This is a genomic window from Caulobacter segnis ATCC 21756 (assembly GCF_000092285.1).
Lineage (GTDB): Bacteria > Pseudomonadota > Alphaproteobacteria > Caulobacterales > Caulobacteraceae > Caulobacter > Caulobacter segnis.
Window position 1 is genome coordinate 1,080,576 of record NC_014100.1, and the last position, 17,381, is coordinate 1,097,956.

General features: G+C 70.7%; 14 protein-coding genes and 1 pseudogene. 14 read left to right on the top strand and 1 reads right to left on the bottom strand.

Annotation, left to right across the window (positions count from 1 at the left end):
• Positions 1 to 119: 119 nt before the first annotated feature.
• From CSEG_RS05045 to uczS, 8 genes and pseudogenes are all read left to right on the top strand, one after another.
• The gene (locus tag CSEG_RS05045; RefSeq protein ID WP_013078179.1) at positions 120 to 1,451 is read left to right on the top strand and encodes a hypothetical protein; all 1,332 of its coding nucleotides are present in this window, start codon (positions 120 to 122) and stop codon (positions 1,449 to 1,451) included.
• A 75-nt stretch (positions 1,452 to 1,526) separates the two neighbouring features.
• Entirely contained in the window at positions 1,527 to 2,630 is a 1,104-nt protein-coding gene (gene ccmI / locus CSEG_RS05050; protein WP_013078180.1) for a c-type cytochrome biogenesis protein CcmI, read from the top strand.
• Positions 2,627 to 3,127: pseudogene (gene ccmE / locus CSEG_RS05055) on the top strand (cytochrome c maturation protein CcmE); the annotation flags it as partial. The gene ccmI and the pseudogene ccmE, both read left to right, overlap by 4 nt.
• Before the next feature lie 104 nt (positions 3,128 to 3,231).
• The gene (locus CSEG_RS05060) at positions 3,232 to 5,214 is read left to right on the top strand and encodes a heme lyase CcmF/NrfE family subunit (RefSeq protein ID WP_013078182.1); all 1,983 of its coding nucleotides are present in this window, start codon (positions 3,232 to 3,234) and stop codon (positions 5,212 to 5,214) included.
• Positions 5,215 to 5,281: 67 nt separating this feature from the next.
• Positions 5,282 to 5,794 carry a cytochrome c-type biogenesis protein gene (locus tag CSEG_RS05065; protein WP_013078183.1) on the top strand — a complete coding sequence of 171 codons (513 nt, stop codon included), beginning with the start codon at positions 5,282 to 5,284 and terminating at the stop codon, positions 5,792 to 5,794.
• Between the two features lie 174 nt (positions 5,795 to 5,968).
• Positions 5,969 to 7,555, top strand: coding sequence for a Do family serine endopeptidase (locus CSEG_RS05070; RefSeq protein ID WP_013078184.1), 1,587 nt, complete (start codon positions 5,969 to 5,971; stop codon positions 7,553 to 7,555).
• Between the two features lie 190 nt (positions 7,556 to 7,745).
• Positions 7,746 to 8,417 (top strand): two-component system response regulator UczR, encoded by a 672-nt coding sequence (gene uczR / locus CSEG_RS05075; RefSeq protein ID WP_013078185.1) that lies wholly within the window; start codon positions 7,746 to 7,748, stop codon positions 8,415 to 8,417.
• A 30-nt stretch (positions 8,418 to 8,447) separates the two neighbouring features.
• Positions 8,448 to 9,854, top strand: coding sequence for a two-component system sensor histidine kinase UczS (gene uczS, locus CSEG_RS05080; RefSeq protein ID WP_013078186.1), 1,407 nt, complete (start codon positions 8,448 to 8,450; stop codon positions 9,852 to 9,854).
• A gap of 18 nt (positions 9,855 to 9,872) precedes the next feature.
• Here uczS and CSEG_RS05085 read toward each other — a convergent pair whose 3' ends face one another.
• Entirely contained in the window at positions 9,873 to 10,763 is an 891-nt protein-coding gene (locus CSEG_RS05085; protein WP_013078187.1) for a M56 family metallopeptidase, read from the bottom strand.
• A 356-nt stretch (positions 10,764 to 11,119) separates the two neighbouring features.
• Here CSEG_RS05085 and CSEG_RS05090 point away from each other — a divergent pair, with 356 nt between their 5' ends.
• From CSEG_RS05090 to CSEG_RS05115, 6 genes are all read left to right on the top strand, one after another.
• Positions 11,120 to 12,181: an FAD-dependent oxidoreductase gene (locus CSEG_RS05090; protein WP_013078188.1), complete on the top strand. Its 1,062-nt coding sequence runs from the start codon at positions 11,120 to 11,122 to the stop codon at positions 12,179 to 12,181.
• A 37-nt stretch (positions 12,182 to 12,218) separates the two neighbouring features.
• Positions 12,219 to 15,095, top strand: coding sequence for a bifunctional [glutamine synthetase] adenylyltransferase/[glutamine synthetase]-adenylyl-L-tyrosine phosphorylase (locus tag CSEG_RS05095; protein ID WP_013078189.1), 2,877 nt, complete (start codon positions 12,219 to 12,221; stop codon positions 15,093 to 15,095).
• A gap of 143 nt (positions 15,096 to 15,238) precedes the next feature.
• Positions 15,239 to 15,646 (top strand): EF-hand domain-containing protein, encoded by a 408-nt coding sequence (locus CSEG_RS05100; RefSeq protein WP_013078190.1) that lies wholly within the window; start codon positions 15,239 to 15,241, stop codon positions 15,644 to 15,646.
• 26 nt (positions 15,647 to 15,672) lie between these two features.
• The gene (locus CSEG_RS05105) at positions 15,673 to 16,233 is read left to right on the top strand and encodes an RNA polymerase sigma factor (RefSeq protein ID WP_013078191.1); all 561 of its coding nucleotides are present in this window, start codon (positions 15,673 to 15,675) and stop codon (positions 16,231 to 16,233) included.
• Between the two features lie 13 nt (positions 16,234 to 16,246).
• On the top strand, positions 16,247 to 16,690 hold the full coding sequence (locus tag CSEG_RS05110) for a hypothetical protein (RefSeq protein ID WP_013078192.1): 444 nt from the start codon (positions 16,247 to 16,249) through the stop codon (positions 16,688 to 16,690).
• Complete coding sequence (locus CSEG_RS05115; RefSeq protein ID WP_013078193.1) at positions 16,687 to 17,349, top strand: periplasmic heavy metal sensor; 663 nt, start codon at positions 16,687 to 16,689, stop codon at positions 17,347 to 17,349. Before CSEG_RS05110 ends, CSEG_RS05115 begins: the two co-directional genes overlap by 4 nt.
• Positions 17,350 to 17,381 lie beyond the last annotated feature (32 nt).

Here is a 17,381-nt window from a genome sequence, read left to right on the forward strand (position 1 = left end):
TTTCGGCGCGTGGCGCTGGCTAACCCGAAGTGCGATTTTTACGGCGTTTCGGAAATCCTTAACCTGCCCCTGAACATGGTTGACGGAACTGTCGGTTGCATGAGCCGACATGGGGAACCATGGCCGCCATAGCCGCCCATAAACTGCAGCTGATCCGGACGCTGGTGGAAACCGCGCCGGATGCGGCGCTGCGCAGCCTGGAGCTGGCCCTGGCGGGCACCAGCGCCCAGAGCATCTTCGCGCCCGTGCGCGAACTGGTCGAGGACGAGACCGCCAACCGCTTCGTCCGCAACAACGTGCTGGCCCCCATCGTGCCCCTGTGCGCCAAGCGCGAAGAGGGAGCGATCGCCTTTCCCGCGCCCGTGCTGTCGCGAACCTGGCGGGCGCTGCGCGGGATCGCGCCGCGCGAGGCGCAGGAAGCGGCGGTCAAGTGCAATCCCTGGGACCTGGAGCAAGGGACCCCTCCGGTCTTCGACGAGCTGTGCAAGATCGGCGCGGCCGCCCTTCGCGACCCCGAGAACGCGGCCTTCGACAGCGTCCGCTCGCTGTGCGACCCCGAAGAGCTGGCCATGTGCCTGCAGCTGGCGCCGATCGTCCGCACCTGCCTGCCCAGGCTGTCGGAGTGGGTCAGCCGGATGTCCGACGAACGCGCGGCCGCCGCGCGCCTGGCCTATACGGACGCCTGCCGCATCCGCGAGGACGCCGGGCCGCTGCTGCTGGACATCCTGTCGGCCCACCTGCCCGACGCGTGGCGCATCCTGCGGGTGATCTCCGCCGTGATGGACCGGCCCAGCGACCGCTATCTGGCTTCGTCCGAGGTCAAGGCGCTGGGCGAGCGCTTCCTGGCCGACATCGAGGCTTCGATCGCCCATGTCGAGACCTTCGACTTCGGCGGCGGCGAGACGGCGGGCCGCGACGCCGCCCAGCGCGCCCAGAAGGTCCAACTGCAGATCGTCGAGTTCCAGCAGTCGGTCGACCTCAACAAGGACGGTCCGTGGGGCCGGCGCGTGGCGCGTTTCAAGCAGACCATGGCCAAGGCCTGCGACCTGCGCATGGACCAGATCGACCGCGAACTGGAAAAGGCGCTGCCGACCCGCCCGATCTCGATGCTGGCCAAGAAGGGCGCGCGGGGCGTGGCCAAGCTGGTCGCCCCGCCCGACGAGGCCATGCTGGAGCGTGCTCGCGGCGCCCTGGCCTTCATCGCGGACCTGCGTCCCTGCGCCGACAAGGCCGGCTACGGCAGCAGCCGCCTCAAGATCCTCGAGAAGCTGAACGCCCGCCTCGACCCCTATATCGAGGACGTGCTGCATGTGGCCCGCACCGGCGACGGCGGCGATCCGGGCCTGGCCATGCAGTATCTCGACGTCGCCGCCAGCTTCATCGCCTACACCCGCGACGACAAGACCGCCGAGATCGTCCGCCGTCGGGCGGCCGCCGCGATCGCGGCCTAGCCACGGCCAGGCTTTGCGCCCCTTAAGCGCTTTTCCCACTAACGGCCGGCGTAAGAACAAGCTAACACCCGCAACATGATCGCATTCTGGATCGCCGCGACGGGCCTGTCGGCCGTGACCGCGGGGCTGGTGCTGCGCGGGGCCGCGCGCGCTCGGCCCGTCGACGACGCGCAGGCGCGTCTGGAGCCGCACCGCCGCCGTCTGGCCGAGGTCGAGCGCTTGGCCATGGATGGCCTCCTGGCCCAGGACGAGCTGAAGGCCGCCCGCGCCGAGGCCGGGCGGGGCCTGCTGGCCGCCGCCGACCAGGCCGAGACCTGGGAGCGTGGGGGCGTGGCCGTTCGCAAGGCGGTGGTCGCCATCGCCGGCGCGGCCTGCGTCGCGGGCGTCGGCCTCTATGTCTGGCTTGGCCAGCCCGAGCTTTCCGACCAGCCCTATCTGAAGCGCGTCGCCGAATGGAAGGCCGCCGATCCGGCGACCCTGCAGCCGGCCCAGATCGCCGCCGTGCTGGAAGGGGTCGCGGCCGAGCGTCCCAATGACGCCGAGCCGTTGGTGTTCCTGGCCAAGGCCCGGGCCGCCTCCGGCGACATGGCCGGGGCCGAGCAGGCCCTGCGCCGCGCCGTGGATCGCGCCCCGAACCGCGCCGACATCTGGAGCCTCCTGGGCGAGACCTTCGTCATCGAAGCGAAGGGCGACATCGGCGCCGACGCCAAGCTGGCCTTCAATCGCGCGCTGAAAGCTGATCCCAAGGACCTGCGCGCCCGCTACTATCTGGGCCGGGCCCGCATCGCCGAGGGCGACGTGGCCGGCGGTGTCGGCGACTGGCGCGCGCTGCTGAACAGCCTCGCCGCCGACGATCCGGCGCGCACGGCGCTGGGCCGCGAGATCGCCGAGGTCGAGGCCGCCGGCGGCCTGCCCGCGCCCGAGCCCGCCGCCGCCCAGAACCCGCAGGTGCAGGGCATGATCGCCGGCATGGTCGAGGGCCTGGCCGCGCGTCTGGCGCAGTCGCCCGACGATCCCGACGGCTGGGTGCGCCTGGTCCGCGCCTACGCCGTGCTGGGCGAGACCGCCAAGCGCGACGCCGCGCTGGCGACCGCCACCGCTCGCTTCAAGGATCAGCCCAAGGTGCTGGCGGCCCTGCGCCAGGCCGCTGACACGCCTCCGCAAAAGACCGCGCAATGAGCTTCTGGCCCCAAAGCTTGCTACCAAAGTCCCGCAAGGCGCGTCGGCGCCTGACGATCCTGCTGGCCGTCGCGCCGGTGCTGGCCCTGGCCGTCGGGCTGGCTCTGTACGGCATGCGCGACAGCATCTCGCTGTTCTACACGCCGGCCCAGGCCCAGGAGGCCCACGTCAAGCCGGGCCGCAAGGTCCAGCTGGGCGGCCTCGTCCAGCACGGCAGCGTGGTCAAGCACGCGGACGGCAATGTCGAGTTCGTGGTCGCCGACCAGAAGGCGACCGCCAAGATCGTCTATCACGGCGACCTGCCCGACCTGTTCCGCGAGGGGCAGGGGATCGTCGCCGAGGGGACCTTCAACGAACAAGGCGTCTTCGTCGCCAAGCAGGTGCTGGCCAAGCACGACGAGCGCTACATGCCGCGCGAAGTGTCAAAGGCGCTGAAGGAGCAGGGCGAGTGGCGCGGCGAGGGCGCGGGCGCCCCGGCCTATGATAAATCCTCCCCCCAAGGGGGAGGTGTCGGCGCAGCCGACGGTGGGGGAAGTTCTGCTCGCCCTGCCTCTCCCCCCTCCGACCTTCGGTCGCCTCCCCCACAGGGGGAGGATCGTCAATGATCACCGAACTTGGCGCCTTCGCCCTCGTCCTGGCGCTGACGCTGTCGGTCGCCCAGACCGGCCTGTCGGCGGTCGGCGGCGCGCGGCGATCCGTGGTGCTGGCCGGCGCGGGACGCGGCGCGGCCGTCGCGGTGTTCCTGGCCGTGGCCGTCGCCTTCGCCTGCCTGATCCACGCCTTCGTGGTCTCGGACTTCTCGGTCGCCAACGTGGCGGCCAACTCGCACACCGCCAAGCCGATGCTCTACAAGGTGGCCGGCGCCTGGGGCAGCCACGAGGGCTCCATGCTGCTGTGGTGCCTGGTGCTGACCGGCTACGGCGCGGCCATGGCCTTCTTCGGCGACAGCCTGCCGCCGCGCCTCAGGTCCTACGCCATCGCCATCCAGGGCGCGCTGGGCGTGCTCTTCCTGGCCTACACCGTCTTCGCCTCGAACCCGATGGAGCGCCTGCTGGACGCGCCGATCGAGGGGCGGTCGCTGAACCCGTTGCTGCAGGACCCGGCGCTGGCCTTCCACCCGCCGTTCCTCTACGCCGGCTATGTCGGCTTCTCGGTGGTCTATTCGCTGTCGCTGGCGGCGCTGATCGAGGGCCGCATCGACGCGGCCTGGGCGCGCTGGGTGCGGCCCTGGACCCTGGCGGCCTGGAGCCTGCTGACCGTCGGCATCACCCTGGGCGCCTTCTGGGCCTATTACGAGCTGGGCTGGGGCGGCTGGTGGTTCTGGGACCCGGTCGAGAACGCCAGCTTCATGCCCTGGCTGATCGGCGCGGCCCTGCTGCACTCGGCCATCGTCACCGAGAAGCGCGGCGCCCTGCCGGGCTGGACGGCGTTCCTGGCCCTGGCGGCCTTCACCTTCTCGATGCTGGGCGCCTTCCTGGTGCGCTCGGGCGTGCTGACCAGCGTCCACGCCTTCGCCGTCGATCCGACGCGCGGCGTCTTGCTGCTGATCATGATGGGCGTGGCGGCCGGCGCGGGCTTCCTGCTGTTCGCCCTTCGCGCCCCGACCCTGAACCCCGGCGGCCAATTCCGCACGATCAGCCGCGAGAGCGCCATCGTGCTCAACAACATCCTGCTGTCGACGGCGACGGCGGTGGTGCTGCTGGGCACGCTGTTTCCGCTGATCCGCGAGGCCCTGGACGGCGAGGCCGTCTCGGTCGGCGCGCCGTTCTTCAACCTGACCTTCGTGCCGCTGATGATCCTGGCCTTCGCCGTGCTGCCGGCCGGGCCGCTGCTGGCCTGGAAGCGCGGCGACGCCGGCGGCGTGGCCCGCAAGCTGTGGGTCGTGCTGGCCGCCGCCGTCGTGCTGGGCCTGATCGCCTACGCGGTGGTCCAGCCGCGCAAGGCCCTGGCCAGCGGCGGTCTGGTCGTCGGCTTCTGGCTGATCGGCGGCGCGCTGCTGGAGCTGTCCGAGCGTCTGAAACTGTTCCGCGCCCCCGCCGCAGAGAGCGCCCGCCGCGCCCGCGGCCTGCCGCGCGGCGCCTGGGGCACGACCCTGGCCCACGCCGGCCTGGGGCTCTTCGTGCTGGGCGCCTCGTTCGAGACCGCCTGGCGCGTCGAGGCGGCGCAAGCCCTCAGCCTGAATGACAGCCAGCCGCTGGGCGCCTACACCCTGACCCTGAAGAAGGTCGGTACGGTCGAGGGGCCCAACTACCTGGCCGAGCGCGGCGTCGTGGACGTGGTCGACAAGGCCGGCCGCGTGGTCTGCCGCGCCACGCCCGAGCGCCGCTTCTATCCGACCGGCGGCCAGACCACCTCGGAGGTCTCGATCTGCCCTGGCCTGCTGGACGACATCTATGTCGTGATGGGCGAGCGTCGGGCGGGCGAGGGCGGCAAGCCGGCCTGGCTGATCCGCGCCTATGTGAACCCCTGGGTGCGGCTGATCTTCCTGGCGCCGCTCTTGATGGCCATCGGCGGCGCCGTCTCGCTGTCGGACCGCCGGGTGCGCCTGGGCGTCGGGCGTCGGACGCAGGAGACGGTGTCGTGAGTGTCTGGCGTTTCAAGATCCTCCCCCGCGATGCGGGGGAGGTGGCCCACAGGGTCGGAGGGGGCTAATGCGACATATGTCCAGCTCGCCCCCTCAGTCGCTCCGCGACAGCTCCCCCGCGGCGCGGGGGAGTATCTTCAAAGCGTTCGCCGTCGCCCTCTGCGCCATCGCCCTGATGGCCGGCGCGTCCGAGCCGTCCGAGCGTCTGGCCGATCCGGCGCAGGAGGCCCACGCGCGGGCCCTGTTCCGCGAGGTCCGCTGCCTGGTCTGTCAGAACGAGTCGATCGACGACTCCGAGGCCCAGCTGGCCGCCGACCTGCGGCGAATTGTCCGCGAGCAGGTCAAGGCGGGCCGCAGCGATCGCGAAATCCGCGCGTTCCTGGTCGAGCGCTATGGCGAGTTCGTGCTACTGAAGCCGCCGTTCTCGGCCGGCAACGCCGTGCTGTGGCTGGCTCCGATCGGGATCCTGCTGATCGGCGGCGTCCTGATGATCGGTCTCCTGCGTCGACGCGAACCGGCGCAGGGAGAGCTTTCGCAGGACGAGGAAGAGCGACTGAAGCGACTGCTTGAAGACGATTGACACGATTGCGCCGAAAAGGGGCCGCAAGAAGTGCTCGCCGGGGCGTGAAGATTAGGTCGAGAACCATTGCACCTTTTATGCGTGGGACTAGGTTCTGTAGTCAGAGGGACCGCGCCGGCGCGGCTTGAGACGTAAGGGACCGCGCGTGAGACGCGCGGGTGAGGAAAGACGAGAATGACCGCTAGGAAGTCGGGTTTCATTGTGGGCGCCGTGGCCGGCGCGGGCGTCGCCTGCGCGGCCCTGGCGGGCGTTGGGATGCGCATGGGAACGGCGGACGCCGCCGAGGCTCAGGTCGTCCGCACGAACGTCGCCAGCGCCCCGGCCTTCGCGCCGCCGCCTGGCGCGCCGATGTCGTTCGCCGACATCTTCGAAAAGGTCTCGCCCGCGGTCGTGCAGATCAACGTGACCTCGAAGGCCTCGCCGCAGCCGCTGCGGATCCCGGGCTTCGAGGGCTTCGATATCGTGCCGCGTGGCAAGAAGGCGCCCGGTCAGGGCCAAGGCCAGGACGGCGATGACGGCGACACGCCCGCCACGCCGAAGCAGCAATCGGCCGGTTCGGGCTTCTTCATCTCGGCTGACGGCTACATCGTCACCAACAACCACGTCGTGGCCGACGCCGACGACATCCAGGTGGTGATGAAGGACGGCCGCGAGCTGAAGGCCACCCTGGTGGGCCGCGACGAGGGTACGGACCTGGCGGTGATCAAGGTCGTCGATCCGAAGAGCAAGAACACCGAGTTCCCGTATGTGAACTTCGAGAACCAGGCCAAGCCGCGCGTCGGCGACTGGGTCATCACCATCGGCAACCCCTTCGGCCTGGGCGGCACCGCCACGGCCGGCATCATCTCGGCCTATGGCCGGAACCTGGGCGACACGACCTCGTCGTTCGTCAACTACATCCAGATCGACGCGCCCATCAATCGGGGCAACTCGGGTGGTCCCAGCTTCGACATCTACGGCCGGGTGATCGGCGTCAACAGCGCCATCTATTCGCCGTCGGGCGGCTCGGTCGGCATCGGCTTCGCCATTCCCGCCGACGTCGCGGAGGACACCGCCAAGCAGCTGATCGCCGGCGGCAAGGTGGTGCGCGGCTACATCGGCGTCAGCATCCAGGACTTCAACGCCGAGGCCGCGGAAGCGATGGGCCTGAAGGACGTCAAGGGCGCCATCGTCGCCGAGGTCGTCGCCGGCGGGCCCGCCGCCAAGGCCGGCCTGCTGCCCGACGACATCTTGGTGGGCGTCAACGGCGTGAAGGTCGCCGACCGTTCGGAACTGACTCGTGAGGTCGCCAAGGCGCGTCCTGGCGAGATCATCAAGATGTCGATCCTGCGCGACGGCAAGCCGCGCATCGTCGATGTCCGTTCGGGCACGCGTCCGTCGGAGAACGCCCTAACCGCCAACGAAGACGATCAGGATCAGGACAACGGCGGCGCGCCCGCGCCGGACAAGCCCGCCACCCAGCGGATCGAGGCCCTGGGCCTGACCCTGGCCCCGATCGACGCGGCCGCGCGTCAGACCTACAAGATCGACAGCGAGATCAAGGGTCTGCTGATCACCGGCGTGAAGGGCGACAGCGACGCGGGCGAGAAGGGCCTGGCCAAGGGCGACGTGCTGGCCAACATCAACGGCGCGCCGGTGACGAGCGCCGCTGACGTCAACGCCGCCGTCGCGGCCGCCAAGAAGGTCGGCCGCACGGGCGTCCTGGTTAAGGTGATCCGTGGGAACCGTCCGGTCTTCGTGCCGCTGAAGATCGCGCCGTAAGCTGACGTTTCTCTGAGCGAGACAGCCCCGCTCCGGTTCGCCGGAGCGGGGCTTTTTCGTTTCTGACCAAGGTTTAAGTTACGCGGATCGCCGAAAACGTTATTTCCCCAACAACTATCGCGCGATGGCGCAGAATCGGGGGAACGTCGAGCGTTCCGCCATTCTGTCCGGGCGCATGAGGGGCTCGCTGATGCGTATTCTGATTATCGAAGACGACCTGGAAGCCGCCGGTGCCATGGCGCACGGCCTCACCGAAGCCGGCTATGAGGTCGAGCACGCGCCCGACGGCGAGGCCGGCCTGGGCGTCGCCCAGAAGGGCGGCTTCGATGTGCTGATCGTCGACCGGATGATGCCGAAGATGGACGGCGTGCAAGTGGTCGAGACGCTGCGCCGCGAGGGCGACCAGACGCCGGTGCTGTTCCTCTCGGCCCTGGGCGAAATCAACGACCGCGTCACCGGCCTGCGCGCCGGGGCCGACGACTATCTGGTCAAGCCCTACGCCTTCCCCGAGCTGATGGCCCGCGTCGAGGCCCTGTCGCGCCGTCGCGAGACGGGCGCCGTGGCCACGACCCTGAAGGTCGGCGAGCTCGAGATGAACCTGATCAACCGGACGGTCCACCGTCAGGGCAAGGAGATCGACCTGCAGCCGCGTGAATTCCAACTGCTGGAGTTCATGATGCGCCACGCCGGCCAATCGGTGACCCGCACGATGCTGCTGGAGAAGGTCTGGGAGTATCACTTCGACCCGCAAACCAACGTCATCGACGTTCACATCTCGCGCCTGCGCAGCAAGATCGACAAGGGTTTCGACCGAGCGATGCTGCAGACGGTGCGTGGCGCCGGCTACCGGCTGGATCCGTAGGTGGCGGCGGTCTAGCCGCCGGGACCTGTCATGCGTCTGCCGCGCCTCCTCCGCACCACGCCGTTCCGGCTGACCCTGCTGTTCCTGGCGCTGTTCGCTGCGGCGGCCAGCGCCTTCCTGGGTTACATCTACGTGGCCACGGCGGGCGAGGTGAACCGGCGCGCCCAGGCCGAGATCAGCCGCGAGTTCGAGAGCCTCGAGGCGGCCTACCGCCAGGGCGGCGTCGACGCGCTGAACCAGACCATCGTCGAACGCGCGACGGGCGAGCGGCCGTTCCTCTATTTCCTGGCCGACCAGACCGGCAAGCGCATCTCGGGCTCCATCGAGGAGTCGCCGGTCTCCAACTTCTCGGGGGACGGCCCCGAATGGGCCAGCTTCAAGGTCACCGAGACCGACCCGGACGGCGCCGAGGTCAAGGCCGCCGCCCGTGGCGTGCAGCAGCGGCTCGATCACGGCGAGATCCTGTTCGTCGGCGCCGACGTCGACGCTTCCGAGGCCTATGTCCGCAAGATCGTCCGGGCGCTGTGGGGCGCGGGGGCGCTGGTCATCCTGCTGGGCCTGGCGGGCGGGGTGCTGATCAGCCGCAACGTCAGCCGCTCGATGCAGGGCCTGGTCGACGTGGTCAACGACGTGCGGGCCGGCGACCTGCACGCGCGCGCCAGGGTGCGCGGCACCCGTGACGAATATGACGAGCTGGCCGAGGGCCTGAACGACATGCTCGACCGGATCGAGCGCCTGATGGGCGGCCTGCGCCACGCCGGTGACGCCATCGCCCACGACCTGCGCTCGCCCCTGACCCGCCTGCGGGCGCGGATGGAGGTCGCCCTGATCGACGCCGAGAACGGCAAGGGCGACCCGGTGGCGGCGCTCGAAACCGCCCTGGCCGACGCGGACGGCGTGCTGAAGACTTTCAACGCCGTGCTGTCCATCGCCCGCCTGCAGGCGGCGGGCGCCGCGCCGGACCAGCGCGTGTTCGACGCCTCGGAACTGGCCGGCGACATGGCCGAGCTCTACGAGCTGTCGTGCGAGGACAAGGGCCTCGACTTCAAGGCCGAGATCACGCCGGCCCTGTCGATCAAGGGCAATCGCGAGTTCCTGGCCCAGGCGCTGGCCAACATCCTCGACAACGCCATCAAGTACACGCCCGAGGGCGGGGCGATCATGCTTCGCGCGCGGCGCACCTCGTCGGGCGAACTGGAGTTCTCGGTCACCGACACCGGCCCTGGCGTGCCCGAGGCCGACCGCGCCCGCGTGGTCCAGCGCTTCGTTCGCCTGGAGAACAGCCGCAGCGAACCGGGGGCGGGGCTTGGCCTCTCCCTCGTTCAGGCCGTCGCGGCCTCGCACGGCGGCCGGCTGGAGCTGTCCGAGGGACCCGGCGAGTACAACGGCACCGGCCCCGGCCTTCGGGTGGCGCTGCTTCTGCCCCGCGTGGAGTAGAGAAGGCGGCCCAGCCGTCTATCGCGGCTCCGCCACCCAGGTGATCGCGCCGGTGTAGGGGTCCATCTGCGGCGCGTAGCTGGGGGTCAGGTCGCCATAGTCGGGACCGCGCGGGGCGACGCTCCAGACGATGGCCATGGCCGCGATCGCCAGGAAGGTCATCGTCAGAAAGCCGGTCACGTCACGCGTCAGGCTGGGCTCGCGACGGTTCAGCAGCGACACCCGCAGGATCAGCGGATGGGTGGCCCAGCCACAGGCCAGAGGCGAGGTGGAGACGCTCATCTGCGCCTTCATCAGCGCCTTGGCGTAGTCGGCGCGGATATTCGAGCGCAGGGCCACGACCGTGGCGTCGCAGGCCAGCTCCTGATCGATACGGACCAGGCGCTGGGCGATGGCGACCGCCGGGCTGCACCAGCCCAGCACGCCGAACACGGCGATGGCCAGGTTGGCGATCGGGTCGCCGCGATTGATGTGGGTGCGCTCGTGCAGCTGGATCATCTCGCGCTCGCGGGCGTCGAACCGCTGGGCGAAGTCCGAGGGCAGGACGATCCGCGGCCACAGCGCGCCCATGACGGCGGGACCGGCGACGCCCTGGCGAACCTTGCGGCGGAACAGATGCTCGCGCAGAACCAGGATGGCCGTGGCGATCAGGCAGCCCATCAGCCACAGCATCACCAGCTTGGGCGCCCAGGCGCCGAGGGGCCGGGCCGGCGCGCCCAGGTCCATGGTCTCGGCCAGGCTGGGGAAGAAGGCCGCTGCGGCGGCGGCAGGCGCGATGATCCACAGGCCGTAGGCCCGGCGCGGTCCGAACAGTTGGCGCGCGAACGGCCGCAAGACGATGATCAGCAGCACCGCCGCGGCGGCCGCCACCTGGGCGCGGATCAGGGCTAGGGCGAAGAGCTCGATCATTCGCGGGCGGTTCCTGCCGTTTCCTCGACCTTGATGGTTACAATTGTAATTTGGCGCGTCAAGCCGTCGTGTGACGCGCCGCGCCTCTCCGCGCGTGCTGAGCCGAACAATGTCGCTCAATCGCTCGGCGATCGCCGGAATTCTGGTCCTGATGGCTCGGGCCCGGGATGACCCCAGGCGCCGATGAGGCTCAACTGAGGACTTCGGGACAATCGTGAACGGGCGTGACGATGGGGATGGCGACACTGGGGCGGCGCGCGGTCCTCGCGGGCCTGGGCGGGTTTGGCGCGTCGGGCCTGGCGGGTTGCGTAACCGGGCCGGCCGCAAGGCTCGGGTCTGTCGCAAGGCCGCCGCCGTTGCCGGCCATCCGGGCCGAGCTGGACCGGATAACCCGCGTGACGGTGTGCCTGCGTCCGTTCCGCAAGGCCGGGCCCCGCCTCGACGTCGAGGCCGTCGGCGACAAGACCGTCGTCCATAACTACGGCCACGGCGGCAGCGGCTGGTCGCTGTCCTGGGGTTCGGCCGAGATCGCCGTCCGCAAGGCCCTGGCCGGCGGCGCCCGCGACGTGGCCGTGATCGGCTGCGGCGCGCTGGGCCTGACCACGGCCACGGTGCTGCGTCGAGCCGGCGCCAATGTCACCATCTACGCCGCCGATCGCCTGGCCGACACCCGCTCGTCGCGGGCCACGGGCACCTGGTCTCCGGACTCCCGCATCGCCGCCGAGGGGGAGGTGGCGGCCGGGTTCCCCGAGCTCTGGGAAGGCATGTGCCGCACCTCGTTCCGGACCTTCCAGGACTATGTCGGCCTGGCCGGCGCGCCGGTGGAGTGGAGCGACCGATACAGCCTGTCCGACGGCCCTCCCGCCTCTCGCCATGACGACAGCGGCGGGGGCGCGCCCCGCTTTGTCGAATACGCCGATCGCGTGCGGGACATCATGCCCCGGCAGACGCCTGTGGCGGCGGCCGACAATCCCTTTCCGGTCGCCAATGTGCGTCGCGGCGCGGCGCTGCAGTTCAACGTCACCGAATACGCCCACGTGCTGATGACCGACTTCCTGCTGGCGGGCGGGCGGATCGAGGTCCGCAAGTTCAACACGCCCGGCGAGCTCACGGCCCTGAAGGAGCCGGTGATCGTCAACTGCACGGGATATGGCGCGCGGGCCCTGTGGAAAGACGAAAGCGTCATCCCGGTGCGTGGCCAGATCGCCTGGCTGATCCCTCAGCCCGAGCTGCGCTACGGCCTCTACTACAAGCACGTCTCGGTGCTGCCGCGCCGGGACGGGATCGTCTTCCAGCAGGTCGGCGCCAGCGACGCCTACGGCTATGGCGACGACCGCGAGGTTCCCGACCTGGAAGAGGCCCGCACGGCGGTGATGACCATCGCCGAGCTGTACGATCGCATGGCGCGCGCGACCTGATCTTGCCCCCGTGGCGGCGTCGCGCGACGGTGCCGCCATGACTCGCCTCGCTGATCAGCTGACGCCCTGTGGCCCCATCGTCGATACCAAGGCCGCCGAGCGCGCCCGCGAGGCGATCGCCAAGCGGGTCGGCGAGGCTTTTCCGGTGGTCGAGGCCGCTTGGCCGGCGCTCGCGCCGGTGTTCGCCGCCTCGCCCTATCTGACCAGCCTGGCGCGGCGGGACGGGATTCGCTTGCCGTCCTTGCTGGAAGCCGAGCCCGAGGCGCGCCTCGCCGAGATCCTGGCCGCCGCCGAGGCGGTCGCCGTCGAACCGGACTTCGAGACCGCCCGCCGGGTTCTGCGCGAGCTGAAGGCCGACCTGCACCTGCTGACCGCGCTGTGCGACCTGTCGGGCGTCTGGGACCTGGACCAGGTCACCGGCGCCCTGACCCGCTTCGCCGACGCGGTGCTTCACGCCGCCCTGGCCCAGGCCGTGCGCCAGGAGGTCGATCGCGGCGCCCTGACCCATGTCGGAACCGGAGGAGAGGGGCCCGCGCCCGGCCTCTTCTGCGTGGCCATGGGCAAGCACGGCGCGTTCGAGCTGAACTACTCCAGCGACATCGACTTCTCGATCTTCTACGCGCCCGAGAAACTGCCGGTCACCGAAGGGCACGAGCCCCAGGCCGTGGCGGTGCGGATCGCCAACCACCTGGGCCGGGTCCTGCAGGAGCGCACCGGCGACGGCTATGTCTTCCGCATCGACCTGCGCCTGCGCCCCGACCCGTCCTCGACCCCGCCGGCCATGCCAGTCGACGCGGCGATGGACTACTACGAGAGCGTCGGCCAGAACTGGGAGCGCGCGGCGCACATCAAGGCCCGGATCGCGGCCGGCGACCTCGCCGAGGGGCGCGCCTTCCTCGAGGAATTGCAGCCGTTCATCTGGCGGCGAAACCTCGACTTCGCGGCCATCGCCGACATCCACTCGATCAAGCGCCAGATCCACACCTACAAGGTCGACGACCGCCTGACGGCCAAGGGCGCGGACCTGAAGTTGGGGCGCGGCGGCATTCGCGAGATCGAGTTCTTCGTCCAGACCCAGCAGTTGATCCTGGGCGGCCGCCAGCCGGACCTGCGCAGCCCCCGCACCCTGGACGCCCTGGCCGCGCTGGCGGAGGCCGGCCACGTCAAGGCCGATGACGCCGCGTGGCTGACCCAGGCCTACAAGGACCTGCGGGCGCTGGAGCACCGCGCCCAGATGATCGCCGACGACCAGACCCACAAGCTCCCGGAGTCCGACGCCGACCGCAAGCGCGTGGCGGCGTTGTGGGGAGAGGGAAACCTGCGCAGCTTCGACGCCGCCGTCGGCAAGATCCTGAAAGGCGTCAACCTGCGCTACGGTCGGCTGTTCGCGGGCGAGGAGGAGCTGTCCTCGCGCTTCGGCAGCCTGGTCTTCACCGGCGTCGACGACGACCCCGAGACCCTGGCGACCCTCAAGCGCATGGGCTTCTCCAGCCCCGAACGCGTCGCCGCCACCATCCGCAGCTGGCACCACGGCCACATCGCCGCCACCCGCACCGAGCGAGGGCGGGAACTGTTCACGCGCCTGGCCCCGCGCCTCTTGGACGCCGCCAACGCGACCGGCGCGCCGGATCAGGCCTTCAACCGCTTCGCCGACTTTTTCAGCCGCCTGTCCTCGGGCGTGCAGATCCAGTCGCTGTTCCTGGCCCAGCCGCGCCTGTTCGAGCTGATCGTCGAGGTCATGGCCTTCGCCCCGCGCCTGGCCTCGACCATGGCCAAGCGGCCGACGGCGCTGGACGCCCTGCTGGATCCCAGCTTCTTCGGCCCCATCGAGACGCCGATCGTCGCGCCCTGGGACCCGGAGGACTTCGAGGGCGCGATGGACGCCGCCCGGCGCCTGTTCCGCGACCAGAGCTTTCGGATCGGCGTGCGGGTGATGAGCGGCAGCGCCGACGCCCGCGACATCGGGCGGGCCTTCGCCGAGCTGGCCGACCTGATCATCGGCGGCCTGGCGCCCGCCGCCCTGGCCGAGGTCGAGCGGATCGGCGGCGCCTTCCCAGGCGAGGTGGCGGTCGTCGCCCTGGGCAAGGCCGGCTCGCGCGAGATGACCGCCAAGTCGGACCTCGACCTGATGACCCTCTACGCCGCCGACGACCCCTCGGGGATGTCGGCGATCAAGGAGTGGAGCGCCGATGTGTTCTACGCCCGCTTCACCCAGCGCCTGACCTCGGCCTTGTCGGCGCCGACAGGCGAGGGGACGCTGTACGAGGTCGACCTGAAGCTGCGGCCGTCGGGGACCAAGGGGCCGGTGGCGGTCAGCTTCGCCGCCTTCGAGGACTATTACGAGCGCGAGGCCGAGACCTGGGAGTTGCTGGCCCTGACCCGCGCGCGGGTGGTCTGGGCCAGCTCCGAGGCGTTCCGGGAGCGCGCGGAGGGCGCGATCGCGGCCGCCTTGCGGCGCGCGCGCGATCCGAAGAAGACGGCCGCCGACGTCGTGGAAATGCGCCAGCTGATGGAGCGCGAGCGGCCGGGCAAGGGCGACTGGGACTTGAAGCTTGATCCCGGCGGCCTGGTGGACATCGAGTTCGCCGCCCAGTTCCTGCAACTGGCTCACGCCGCCGACGGCGGGCCTCTGCGCCAGAACACGGGCGAAGCCCTGGCGGCCCTGCGCGAGGCGGGGCTGGCGGACGACGGAGCCCTCTCGCGCCTCGAGACGGCCTGGCGGCTGGAGCAGGATCTTTCGCAACTGATCAAGGTCGCCCTAGAGGATGGCGGCGACCCCGAGGCCGAGCCCAAGGCCTTCAAGGCCCTGCTGGCCAAGGCCGGCCATGTCGGTCAGTTCAAGTCGCTGAAGCCCAAGCTGGCCAAGGCCAAGGCCGAGGCCCGGGCGGCCTATGAGGCGGTGGTGAGGGGGTAAGGGGTGACGCCCCCTCCGTCACGTCGCCTATCCGCATCACGCCGGAGGGCGCGCAATTCTTGATCAAGCGCGCGACGGAATCCTCCCCGCCACGCGTTCCACTCTCCGGGACGGGCCTTCCAGCTTCGGAGACCTTGAAGACAATGATCAAACGCACCCTGATCGCCGCCGGCGCTGTGCTGGCCGTGGCGGCGCCGGCGCTGGCCCAGACCAGCGCCCCCTCTGGCATGACCCTGGAGCAGTTCCAGGCCAAGAACGCCGACAAGATGTTCGACCGCCTGGACGCCAACAAGGACGACAAGATCTCGCCCGAGGAGTTCGCCGCCTTCCGCGAGAGCAACGCCAAGGCCGACGCCCAGGCGACCAAGGCCGGCAAGCGCGGCAAGCGGATGTTCGCCCGCTTCGACAAGGACAAGGACGGCTCGCTGTCGCGCGCCGAAGCCGGCGACGTGCTGGCCATGCGGTTCAAGCGCATGGACGCCAACAACGACGGGATCCTGACGATGGAGGAGTTGCAGGCCAAGTCCGGCAAGGCCAAGGTCGGGGTCTGATGGCGGCGTGCGCGGCGGGTTGAAGCTTGGCGTCCGACGGGAACGATCCCGACGAGGTCCTGCTGGCGGGGGTGAGCCGAGGCGAACCCGCCGCGGTGCGACAGCTGCTGGACCGACGCCTGCCGCGCGTCCTCGCCCTGGCTCGGCGGATGCTGAACGATCCCGGCGAGGCCGAGGACGTGGCGCAGGAGACGTTTCTGCGCGCCTGGAAACAGGCCAGGGCCTGGAAGCCGGGCGGCGCGCGGTTCGACACCTGGCTGCACCGGGTGGCGCTGAACCTATGCTACGATCGCCTGCGGCGTCGGCGCGAGATCGCGACGGACGCGCCGCCGGAGCAGGTCGACACCGGACCCGCGCCGGACGCGGGCTTGATGGGGGCGGAGGTCTCGCGACGGGTCGAGGCGGCGCTGGCGGCGCTGGCCCCGCGCCAGCGCGAGGCGATCGTGCTTTGCCACCACCAAGGGCTCGGCAATATCGAGGCCGCGGCGCTGATGGAGATCAGCGTCGAGGCCCTGGAAAGCCTGCTCTCGCGGGGGCGTCGGGCGTTGAAGGCGTCGCTGGCGGATCTGCGGGGGACGGGCGGATGAAGGAGGCGTGGTCATGATGTCTCTCGAAAGGTTCGAGGACCTGGCCGAGATCTATGGCGGCGACATCGCCCGCTGGCCGGAAGGCGAGCGCGAGGCCGCGCGCGCCTTGCTGGCCTCGGAGGCCGGGCGTCTGACGCCCGTGCTGGCCGCCGCCGCGCAACTGGATCGCCTGCTCGACCTGGCCCCCGCCCAAAGTCCTGACGCCGCCTTGATGGGCCGTCTGATCTCGGCCGCGCCGCAACCGGCTGGGGGCGGTCGACGCTGGATCGCGGGTCTCAGCGCCGCGCTCGGCCTGTCGGCGGCGGCCTTCGCGGGCGTGCTTGTCGGCGTGACGGCCGGGCGTCCGGCCCCGATGGCCGCGCCAGTGGCCGTCACGACAGCCGCCGAGCCCGTGGTGACGGCGGTCGACACCTCGGCCGCTCTGCAAGACGCCATCGCCGAGCCGGCCGCCCTATGAACGGATCGCGCGCCTGGATGATCGCCCTGGCCGCCTCGGCCGCCGTCAACGTTTTCCTGATCGGCGGCCTGGCCGGGATGGCCTTCGTCCGCCTGACCGCTCCGCCGCCCGTCGCGTCCCCCACGGCGGCGCTCGCCGTAGCGCCGCGTCCGGCGGCTGACGACGTCCGGCCCGCGCCGTCGGCTGCGCCTTCGCCGGTCGTCGAGACGCCGAAGCCGCCCCCTCACGCCGCGCGACCGCCGGCCGCGCCCGTCGCGAGGGGCGAGCCAGCGCCGCCCGCTGAAGCCGCGCCCAGCGCCGGCGGCCTGCGTCCGCCACTGATCTCCGCCGGCGAAGCCTTGTCGCCCGAGAGCCGGCAGGCGTTCCGCAGAGCGCTCAACGAGGCCAACCGCCGCAACCGCCCCATCACCCAGCAGGCCCGCGCCGAGCGTCAGGCGGCTCTGAACGCCCTGAGCGCGCCGGGCTATGATCCGGCCGAAGTCAGCCGCCGGCTGGCGACGGCCCGTGATCTCGACCAGCAGGCCCGGGCCAATGTCGAGGCCGCCCTGACCGCCTTCACCGCCACCCTGTCGCCGCAGGAGCGCGCGGCCTTGGCCGACGGTCTGACGAAGGTCTACACGCCCTTGGTGGCGCGCCGGGCGATGCGGGACGCCAACTGAATTTCACGCGGCGGGTAACCAAAGGGCGGCCT

Coding starts and splice junctions, on each gene's coding strand:
- CSEG_RS05045 (WP_013078179.1), top strand. CDS start 120: ATGGCCGCCATAGCCGCCCATAAACTGCAGCTGATCCGGACGCTGGTG.
- ccmI (WP_013078180.1), top strand. CDS start 1,527: ATGATCGCATTCTGGATCGCCGCGACGGGCCTGTCGGCCGTGACCGCG.
- CSEG_RS05060 (WP_013078182.1), top strand. CDS start 3,232: ATGATCACCGAACTTGGCGCCTTCGCCCTCGTCCTGGCGCTGACGCTG.
- CSEG_RS05065 (WP_013078183.1), top strand. CDS start 5,282: ATGCGACATATGTCCAGCTCGCCCCCTCAGTCGCTCCGCGACAGCTCC.
- CSEG_RS05070 (WP_013078184.1), top strand. CDS start 5,969: ATGACCGCTAGGAAGTCGGGTTTCATTGTGGGCGCCGTGGCCGGCGCG.
- uczR (WP_013078185.1), top strand. CDS start 7,746: ATGCGTATTCTGATTATCGAAGACGACCTGGAAGCCGCCGGTGCCATG.
- uczS (WP_013078186.1), top strand. CDS start 8,448: ATGCGTCTGCCGCGCCTCCTCCGCACCACGCCGTTCCGGCTGACCCTG.
- CSEG_RS05085 (WP_013078187.1), bottom strand. CDS start 10,763: ATGATCGAGCTCTTCGCCCTAGCCCTGATCCGCGCCCAGGTGGCGGCC.
- CSEG_RS05095 (WP_013078189.1), top strand. CDS start 12,219: ATGACTCGCCTCGCTGATCAGCTGACGCCCTGTGGCCCCATCGTCGAT.
- CSEG_RS05100 (WP_013078190.1), top strand. CDS start 15,239: ATGATCAAACGCACCCTGATCGCCGCCGGCGCTGTGCTGGCCGTGGCG.
- CSEG_RS05110 (WP_013078192.1), top strand. CDS start 16,247: ATGATGTCTCTCGAAAGGTTCGAGGACCTGGCCGAGATCTATGGCGGC.
- CSEG_RS05115 (WP_013078193.1), top strand. CDS start 16,687: ATGAACGGATCGCGCGCCTGGATGATCGCCCTGGCCGCCTCGGCCGCC.